Genomic DNA, 9,174 nt, shown 5'->3' with positions numbered 1-9,174 from the left:
CTATGTTGGTAGACTCCTTAGCGCAGTGGTTAATAAAGGAGATGAGAAGATTGGTGATTTTCTTGGCATGGGAGCAGGTTTGGGGATGAGACTTTTTGGGTATCAGATGGATTATTCTTTTGTTCCTTTTGGTGACCTGGGTGAAACTCATAGAATATCGTTCAGCGCAAGATTTTAAGGTAATAGAAAAGTTATATAATGACTGCTGGCGGATGGAATGACGTTAGCGGTTTTTTTTGTATTTCTCCTTTGTAGTTACAAAGCGTAAGCTTTGCCTTCTCTGTAGGGGACGGACTCTGTGCCGTCCCTTCTTTTGGGCGACCACGGAGTGTCGCCCCTACAATGCAGAGCTATCGCTCTGCAGCTACAGGTTATCATCCCTCCCTTTCGGGAGGACTCCCAAAACCAAAAACCAGGTAGGGCTTGACAAAGAGGGAATAAATATATAAAATTATTAAAACAAATTTTATCTGAGGTGGAGTTATGTATGCAATAATCGAGACTGCTGGAAAACAGTATAAGGTGGAAGAAGGGTCGGTGGTAAATATTGAGAAGACTAGTAAGAAACCCGGAGATATTATCGAATTGAATAATATCCTCCTGTTGGTAAATGGTGAAAAAGTAGAGATAGGAAGGCCCTACATTGATAAAGTAACAGTATTAGCAGAGGTCAAAAGGCATTTTAAGGCAAAGAAAATTATAGTTTTTAAGAAACGGCGGCGGAAAGACTATAAGAAAACACTGGGGCATAGACACCAATATACGGTAGTAAAAATAAAGGAAATAAAAAAAGTCTGACTTTAAAAGGCGGTGGCTTTTATGGCTCACAAGAAAGGACAAGGTTCTACAGGAAATAACCGGGATAGTGCAGGACGAAGATTGGGATTGAAGGCTTCTGCCGGTCAATTTGTATCGGCAGGTAGTATTTTAATTCGTCAGAGAGGCACGAAATTCTACCCGGGACTTAATGTAGGTAAGGGAAGTGACGATACCCTGTTTGCTTTAATTTCAGGCAGGGTTAGTTTTGAACGTTTTGGTAAGAAAAGGAAACGAGTCAGCGTTTACCAGTAAAGAAGGCTTGTATGTTCATTGACCAGGCGAAAATATTTGTACAAGCCGGAAATGGGGGCGATGGCTGTGTCTCCTTTCGACGCGAGAAGTTTATTCCTCGCGGCGGTCCGGATGGAGGAGACGGCGGAAAAGGTGGTAACATCCTTCTGGTAACCTCCTCCAGCATCAAGACTCTCCTCGATTTCTCCCGCCAGCCCCATTATCGAGCCCAAAAAGGCGCACACGGGTCGGGAAACAATCGCTTCGGGAAGGCGGGAGCAGATTTAATTTTGAAGGTACCCTTGGGCACCTTTGTCTATAAGGGAGAGGAAGTAATCTGTGACTTAGTGAATGAGGGACAGAGTGTCATTGTGGCACGCGGCGGTCGGGGTGGAAGGGGCAATGCGAAGTTCAAGTCGCGCCGAGAGCGTGTTCCACGCTTTGCCGAAGAAGGTGAGGCTGGAGAGACTGTCACTTTAAAATTGGAATTGAAGTTGATTGCCCAGGTGGGTCTTCTGGGGTATCCTAATGCCGGAAAGTCAACCCTTCTTTCGGTTATTTCCAGTGCTCGCCCAAAGATTGCCAATTATCCCTTCACTACTTTAGCACCCAACCTGGGAGTAGTCTGGCTTGGCGAAGGCGAAAGTTTCATAGTAGCAGACATTCCCGGACTAATTGCCGATGCCCATAAAGGTAAGGGTTTGGGTGACCAGTTCTTACGCCATATCGAAAGGACTGAAGTTTTGGTTCACCTGGTGGACATTCAGGGCTATGCAGGCGCGAGCCCTTTCGACAATTATATAGCAACTAATAAAGAATTGAAAGCTTTCAATCCCCAACTGCTGAAGAAGCCCCAGATAGTTGTTGTCAATAAGATGGACATTCCCTCCGCAGCAACCAATTTAAAAAAATTTAGTTCCCGGATTAAAAAGAAAGTCTATCCCATCTCAGCTCTTACCAGGGAAGGTATAAAAGAACTACTTCAGGCGATCAGGAGAAAATTAAAAAAATGAAAAAGAGAGTAGTGATAAAGATTGGCACCACTGTTTTAACCAAACCTTCCGGAGTTATCAATGAAGTCACTATAGAGAGGATTGTGGACGATGTGGCGGAACTCCTCAACTCGGGTGCAGAGGTAATCATTGTGACTTCTGGTGCAATCGGCGCGGGACTGGGAAGGTTGAAATTGCAGGGTGGCTCCATCCGCGAAAAACAGGCACTGGCCAGTATCGGGCAGGGCTATCTTATGGGTATATACGAGAAATTTTTCAGAAAACATAATCGCCTGGTGGCTCAGGTTCTATTGACCTCTGATGACCTCGCCCAGCGCCAGAGGTATCTCAATGCCAGAAATACCCTGTTGACTCTTCTTAGCCTGGGTGTGGTTCCTGTGGTAAATGAGAACGATACAGTTGCTGTAGAGGAAATTAAATTTGGAGATAATGACCGGCTTTCCGCACTGGTAGCCAGTAAGGTAGAGGCTGACCAGTTGGTAATTTTAACTGATGTGGATGGCTTCTTTTCTCAAGACCCCCGGGTAGAAAAGAAAGTGAAATTAATAAAGGAGATAGAAACGATTACTGCTGAGCTGGAAGAGAAAGCCAGTGGCAGGGGAAGCCAGAGAGGAACCGGGGGAATGGTAACCAAGCTTGAGGCAGCCAAGATTGCCACTGCCAGCGGCATTACAATGTATATTGCCAATGGTAATAAAGAAAAAGTTCTGAGAGAAATCTGGAAGGGAGAGAACCCGGGAACAAAATTTCTTGCGGGAAAAGAGAAAATAGTCTCCCGCAAACGCTGGATAGCTTTTGATACCAGGATAGAAGGTAAGATTGCTGTTGACGAAGGAGCCAAAGAGGCACTCCTGAAAAGAGGTAAGAGTCTGCTTCCTTCAGGGATTAGTGGAGTGGAAGGTAGATTTAATACAGGAGCCTGCGTGGCAGTAGTGGATATGGAAGGAAAGGAATTTGCCCGGGGATTAACTTCCTATTCATCTGATGAAATAGAAAAAATTAAAGGTAAGAAGTCTTCGCAGATAGAAAAAACTCTGGGATATAAGGATTACGATGAGGTAATCCACAGGGATAACCTGGTTATCTTAAAAGAGTAGTGTGACCGACCAGGTATCCCGATGAATCGGAGTGACTCCTTGACGCAGACTAAAGTCTGCTACTCCTACCCAAAGTTGTTGATGCAAACGGTTTCCAAATTTTATTGACAAAAGCTTCAAAATAAAGTAAAATTTTTGATATTCTCTTATTTTAAGGTGAGATTTATGAGGCGAAAAGAGATTAGAAAGTATGTTTCCAGGATGGATGACGTATTGCCCGCACTGGTTAAGAATTTTCAGGTTCCCCAGCTCCCCAAGTTGTATGGCACTGAAATTACTTTGCCGCAGTATTTCGCTTTAGCTACCATAACCCGAAAAGGTAAATGCATGGTAGGAGAATTGAGTAAATTATTGGGGCTTAATATTAATACCGTGAGTGAGCTTGTGGGGCGCCTGGTAAAGAAACACTTCGTCAAAAAAGAAAGGGATGAGAAAGATAGGCGCAGAGTCCATGTTTATCTTACCGAACTGGGGAAAAAAATCATTCGCAAAGTTGACCATTACAAAAAGAGGCACATCAGTGGGATTTTAAGAAACCTTACCGAAGACGACTGCCGTATTTTGATTCAGATTATGGAGAAGATGACCGGCACTCCTCAGGAGCTGGGAGAAGCCAGAAGGTTATAATTTTTTCCGCAAATACTTCGTACACCGAAATATTAAACAATATCAAGGAGGAAGAAAAAAAAATGAAATTCAAAGCTTCGGATTTAGTTAATAGGGTATTGTTAGCAGGATTAGGTTTAGCCGCCCTGACTCAAGAGAAGGCAAAGAGATTGGTAGAACAGTTCTTAGCGCTGGAAGGGGTAGGCAAGGGAGAGACTGCCGCTTTCGTAGACGAGCTGGTGAAGAAAGGAAAAGATACGCAGAAGAAGTTGACAGGCCTGGTAAAGAAAGAGGTAGGCGGAATCCTGTCAAAAATTGACTTTGCTTCCAAGAAAGATATAGCCCAACTGGAGAAGAGAATCAGGAAACTCGAGGCAAAGAAAAGAAAGAAGAGATAAGGCACAAATCGTGTTGGAGTCCTCCCGAAAGGTAAGGTACAAATTGTGCTGGAGTCCTCCCGAAAGGGAGGGGAAGTATTTTCCTTGCTTTCGCAAGGACTCCAGAAAAATGTACCTGTCACCTTTTTTCAATCGGGAACATTTAGAGGAGATTAATTTCTTATATGCGAAATAGAATACTTTTCTTTTACTCTTCCCCGGATTCAGGGCACCATAGGGCAGCCCAGGCACTACAGAGTGCGTTTAGCCTGTATTCTGATGTGGAAACTTTAGCATTAGATTCTATTGAATGCGCCTACCCCAGAATGGGAAGAGTGATTATTAGTTGGTATACGAAGGTCATCAAAAATATTCCTCTAATCTGGAGGGTTCTCTATGACAATCATGATTTTGCTATTGCTACAAAAGACTTTAGGAAGTTCTTTAATCGGCTATATTTTACAAAGATGGAAAAAATACTGAAAGAGCATAAGCCCGATGTTATCATTTGCACCCAGGCTGCTCCCTGTCACGTAGCAGCTGCTTATAAAGGGGAGAGAGGAAATGGTCTTCCCCTGGTGGCGGTGATTACTGACTATTTAGTTCACCCTTATTGGCTTCATGACAAGGTAGACCTGTACATTGTACCCACAGAAGAGACAAAAGATACTCTTGTGGACAGAGGTATTCCCGGAAGAAAGATAAAGGAGATAGGCATTCCCATTGACCCTAAATTTATGAGTTCTTGTGATAAACTGAAGAAGAGAAAGGAATTAGGGCTGTCTCGCGAGGTGACTACGCTGTTAATTGCAGGGGGAAGCCGGGGCATGATTCCGGTACGGAGAATTCTGAGGTTACTCTCTCAGGTGAATGCTCCCTTTCAGGCAATTATAGTTGCCGGCAGAAACAAGAGGCTCTGGCTGAGAGCAAAGAAAATGGGAAGAAAACTGGCATTTACCACTAAAGTGCTCAGTTACACTAACAGCATGGACAGCTTGATGGACGCCAGTGACCTGATAATTACCAAGCCCGGCGGACTGACCAGTGCCGAAGCATTAGCCAAGGGTCTACCGCTAATTATTGTTAAACCAATTCCCGGGCAGGAAGAGAGAAATGGTCGATACCTGATTGATGAAGGGGCAGCTTTGGCAGTAGACCATTTAAAGGACCTGCCGGAAGTTATAGAAGAATTATTGTTATTCCCTCAGAAGATAGAAGAGATGAGCCGAAAAGCTCAAGTGTTAGCAAGACCAAAGGCGGCTGAGGAAACAGTAAGGGCAATTATGGAACTGGTGGAGCGAATTGAATGAGAGCATTGGTAAGTGGTAGTAACGGATTTATTGGTAGCCATCTGGTGGAAGCATTAAAAAAGAGAGGATACTCGGTTACCTGCCTCGTGCGTAAGACAAGCAATCTCAACTGGCTCAATGGGCTGGATGTAGAATTTGTTTATGGAGACTGCACAGAAAAAGATAGTTTGTATAAAGCAGTAGAAGGTGCGGATTATGTCTATCACCTGGCAGGAGTAGTGAGGGCTGTGGATAGAGAGACCTACTACCGGGTGAATTTTCTGGGAACAAGGAATTTACTCGAAGTATGTAATAAAACAAATCGAAAGATAAAGAAGTTCCTATATCTCTCCACCCAGGCAGCAGCGGGACCGATTAATCCTAATGGCGAGGAAGATTGTCAGCCAATCACCGACTATGGTAAAAGTAAACTTAAGGGAGAAATTGTGGTTCATAGTTATAGTGACAGATTGCCGGTCCTGATTATTAGAGCGCCGGTAATTTACGGACCCCGGGATAAAGACGTATACACATATTTTAAATTTCTTAAGAGAAAAATAAGACCTGTCCCGGGAAAAGGAGAAGGGCATTTTAATGCATTATATGTTGGAGACCTGGTAGAGGGAATGGTTTTGGCGGCAGAAAATGAAAATTCCAGTGGCGAGACTTACTTTATTGCCGATGAAAGGTCGTATTCCTGGAAAGAAGCTGCGGATATAGCAGCCCAGGTAATGGGAATAAAAACAATCAAGATAAACATACCCCGTTGGCTGATTTTGGCATCGGCTTTTTTAGCAGAAATTTCCTCAGGAATAACCCATAAGCCAGTTTTAATCAACAGGCAGAAGGCAAAAGAGATACTCCATAATGGATGGTTCTGTGATATAACCAAAGCAAGAGAAAGTCTGGGTTTTAAGCCCAAGGTTAGCTTAGAAGAAGGACTGAAGATAACAGCCAGCTGGTATAAAGACAATGGCTGGCTCTAAACAAAAAGTGACAGGTACTTTTTTCTATTCGCCGGCTAAAGCCGTCGGCTACCATTTTCATAAAAAAGTAGCCTGTCCCCTTTTTTCTTTTTTACATTAGGAGGGAGAAATGGATATTTTTGAAAAATGCGGCAAATTTACAGCTGCCAGGGAAGTAATGGCGGGCGGCTTCTATCCCTATTTCAATACAATTGAGTCTGCTCAGGACCCGGAAGTTATTGTCAATGGTAAACCAATGATTATGATTGGCTCGAATGACTATCTGGGACTTACCACCCACCCCAGACTCAAAAGGGCAGCAGCCAGGGCTTTAAGAAAATATGGCACAGGTTGTACTGGTTCCAGGTTCTTGAACGGGACTTTCGATATTCATGAGGAACTGGAGTCGAAGCTGGCTGAGTTTGAAAGAAAGGAAGCAGCTCTCTTTTTTACTACGGGATTTCTTACCAACTTAGGCACTATTGCCGGCTTAGTGGGAAAGGACGACGTGGTTATTACTGATAAACTTGACCATGCCAGCATCATTGACGGCTGTCGGCTCTCTTTTGGTGAGACGAAAAGGTTCAGGCACAATAATATGGAAGATTTAGAGAGGACTCTGGAGCCCATCGAACCCGAACGAGGTAAACTCATCGTGGTGGATGGAGTATTCAGCACAGAGGGAGACATTGCCGAATTGCCGGGGATAGCGAAGTTGGGCAAAAAGTATGGAGCCAGAATTATGGTTGACGATGCCCATTCCATTGGCGTTTTGGGGAGAGGTGGTAGAGGGACAGCTGAGCATTTTGGTTTAGAGGATGAAGTGGACATCGTAATGGGAACCTGCAGCAAGTCTCTGGCTTCTATTGGAGGATTTATCGTTGGCCCTGAAGAGGTGATTCACTACTTGAAGCACCATTCGCGGGCATTAATCTTTAGTGCCAGCCCTCCACCGGCTTCTGTAGTTGTAGTTTTAGAAGCATTGAAGATTATAGAAGAGGAACCTGAGCGCCGAGAACAATTATGGAGAAATACCAGAAAGATGAAAAAAGGCTTCCAGGAGATGGGATACGATACAGGCGCCAGTGAAACCCCTATCATTCCTCTTCTCGTGGGAGATGATATAACAGCCTTTAAAATGCGGAGAATTCTCTTTGATAATGGCATATTCTCCAACCCCTTTGTCAGTCCAGCCGTTCCCAAAGGGAAAGCTGTAATTCGCACCAGTTATATGGCTACCCACACCACTGAACAATTGGACAGGGTCCTGGATATTTGTGAACAGGTGGGAAAAGAGTTAAGAATAATTCCTGGTCGAAGATACCCCAGGAGAAGGCAACCCCCTACCTTTAGAGCCAGAGTGAAAAAGCAAAGAATGGTGATGAAAGAAGGGATCAGGAAAAGATTTAGGAGTTGGATGGATAGAATATACGGAATGAGGCAATAATACTTAGTTATGATAGTTTGGGGGATATAGAAGATGGAATTTTTGGCATTGCTTTGGCGAAGGTACCTGGTTAATATCTTAGACATTCTAATCGTAGCATACATAACATATAAATTGTTTATGTTGCTCAAAGGCACTCGCGCCATTCAGGTTCTGCGGGGGATATTCATTCTAATTTTAGCCACCTTTGCGGCCCGGGCACTCCACTTCCAGACCGTGAGTTGGATATTGAAGGGTGTCTGGGTTGCAGGAGTAATTGCCATAGTTATTGTCTTTCAGCCGGAACTCAGAAGCGTCCTGGCGCAGATTGGGAAGGGTCCTGTGCTGAGATCATTTTTTAGCGAGAAGTTAGTTTTCATTGACGAGATTATCAAAGCCCTGGAGAGGCTTAGCAAGAAAGGTTTCGGTGCTTTAATTATCCTTGAGCAGAATACAGGACTGCGCAACTATATTGAAAGTGGCGTAGTTATCAATGGGGAAGTCACTGCCGACCTCCTCTGCTCCATATTTATGACTCGTGCGCCCATCCATGATGGCGCAGTAATCGTTCAGAATGAGAGACTCATTGCTGCCGGATGCGTCTTACCTCTAACTCATGAGCCCGGGGTGACCAAAATTCTTGGCACCCGGCACAGGGCAGCAATCGGCATTACCGAAGTCTCCGATGCCTGGGCAATAGTAGTTTCCGAGGAGACTGGCGACATTTCCCTGGCGCGCAATGGAAAATTGGAAAGGAAAATAGATATAAAAGAATTGCACTCCGAGATAACTCAACTGTATAAGGCGAAACTGGAAGAAGCAAAAGAGGAGTTCATTCAAATCTAATTCATCACCGATTCAAATGATAAAAAAATTTAAAGAGAACTTAGGAATAAAGATTATAGCCGTACTTTTAGCAATTTTCTTGTGGTACTATGTCAAGTACCTGGGAAAGTAGTTTCAGGAAGAGCTTATGGAAAGGCTATTTGGTACCGATGGAATTCGGGGTATTGCCGGCAAGTATCCTCTCACTCCTGAGTTCGTAGAAAAAATTGGCATCGTCTCTGCAGAAATCCTGACCCGCCATTTTCTTCCTTCTTCCAAACCAGCTATCATTATAGGCCGTGATACCAGAGAATCCGGCCAGATGATTTTTGATAGCCTGGCAAAGGGACTAATCAAAAAAGGAGTTGACGTTTGGGACTCTGGGGTAATCACCACGCCAGCCATCTCCTACCTAACCCAGTCCACAAACTCCCTCGCAGGCATTGTTATTTCCGCCTCCCATAACCCATACCAGTTTAACGGAATAAAATTCTTTTCCAATTCAGGAACGAAACTTCCCGATGAA

Annotated in this window: 11 protein-coding genes; all 11 read left to right on the top strand. The window is 44.1% G+C overall.

Annotated elements, in window-relative coordinates; all coding sequences use genetic code 11:
* Positions 1 to 483: 483 nt before the first annotated feature.
* Entirely contained in the window at positions 484 to 798 is a 315-nt protein-coding gene (rplU, locus tag VMW39_04925) for a 50S ribosomal protein L21 (GenBank protein ID HUW23353.1), read from the top strand.
* Positions 799 to 819: 21 nt separating this feature from the next.
* Complete coding sequence (rpmA, locus tag VMW39_04920; protein HUW23352.1) at positions 820 to 1,071, top strand: 50S ribosomal protein L27; 252 nt, start codon at positions 820 to 822, stop codon at positions 1,069 to 1,071.
* A gap of 11 nt (positions 1,072 to 1,082) precedes the next feature.
* Positions 1,083 to 2,063 (top strand): GTPase ObgE, encoded by a 981-nt coding sequence (gene obgE, locus VMW39_04915; GenBank protein HUW23351.1) that lies wholly within the window; start codon positions 1,083 to 1,085, stop codon positions 2,061 to 2,063.
* Complete coding sequence (proB, locus tag VMW39_04910; protein ID HUW23350.1) at positions 2,060 to 3,160, top strand: glutamate 5-kinase; 1,101 nt, start codon at positions 2,060 to 2,062, stop codon at positions 3,158 to 3,160. Before obgE ends, proB begins: the two co-directional genes overlap by 4 nt.
* 165 nt (positions 3,161 to 3,325) lie before the next feature.
* On the top strand, positions 3,326 to 3,787 hold the full coding sequence (locus VMW39_04905; protein HUW23349.1) for a MarR family transcriptional regulator: 462 nt from the start codon (positions 3,326 to 3,328) through the stop codon (positions 3,785 to 3,787).
* 62 nt (positions 3,788 to 3,849) lie between these two features.
* Positions 3,850 to 4,164, top strand: a complete 315-nt coding sequence (locus VMW39_04900) for a hypothetical protein (protein ID HUW23348.1) — start codon at positions 3,850 to 3,852, stop codon at positions 4,162 to 4,164.
* 164 nt (positions 4,165 to 4,328) lie between these two features.
* Complete coding sequence (locus tag VMW39_04895) at positions 4,329 to 5,453, top strand: glycosyltransferase (protein HUW23347.1); 1,125 nt, start codon at positions 4,329 to 4,331, stop codon at positions 5,451 to 5,453.
* Positions 5,450 to 6,418, top strand: a complete 969-nt coding sequence (locus tag VMW39_04890; protein HUW23346.1) for an NAD-dependent epimerase/dehydratase family protein — start codon at positions 5,450 to 5,452, stop codon at positions 6,416 to 6,418. The genes VMW39_04895 and VMW39_04890 overlap by 4 nt, the downstream gene beginning before the upstream one ends.
* A 109-nt stretch (positions 6,419 to 6,527) precedes the next feature.
* Positions 6,528 to 7,844 carry a pyridoxal phosphate-dependent aminotransferase family protein gene (locus VMW39_04885; protein ID HUW23345.1) on the top strand — a complete coding sequence of 439 codons (1,317 nt, stop codon included), beginning with the start codon at positions 6,528 to 6,530 and terminating at the stop codon, positions 7,842 to 7,844.
* Positions 7,845 to 7,877: 33 nt separating this feature from the next.
* Positions 7,878 to 8,669: a diadenylate cyclase CdaA gene (gene cdaA, locus VMW39_04880; GenBank protein ID HUW23344.1), complete on the top strand. Its 792-nt coding sequence runs from the start codon at positions 7,878 to 7,880 to the stop codon at positions 8,667 to 8,669.
* 127 nt (positions 8,670 to 8,796) lie between these two features.
* The coding region (glmM, locus tag VMW39_04875; GenBank protein HUW23343.1) for a phosphoglucosamine mutase at positions 8,797 to 9,174 on the top strand (378 nt) is incomplete at its 3' end.

Source organism: bacterium, from assembly GCA_035530055.1.
Classification (GTDB): Bacteria; UBA6262; WVXT01; order WVXT01; family WVXT01; genus WVXT01.
This window is presented reverse-complemented; position numbering and strand designations above follow the sequence as displayed.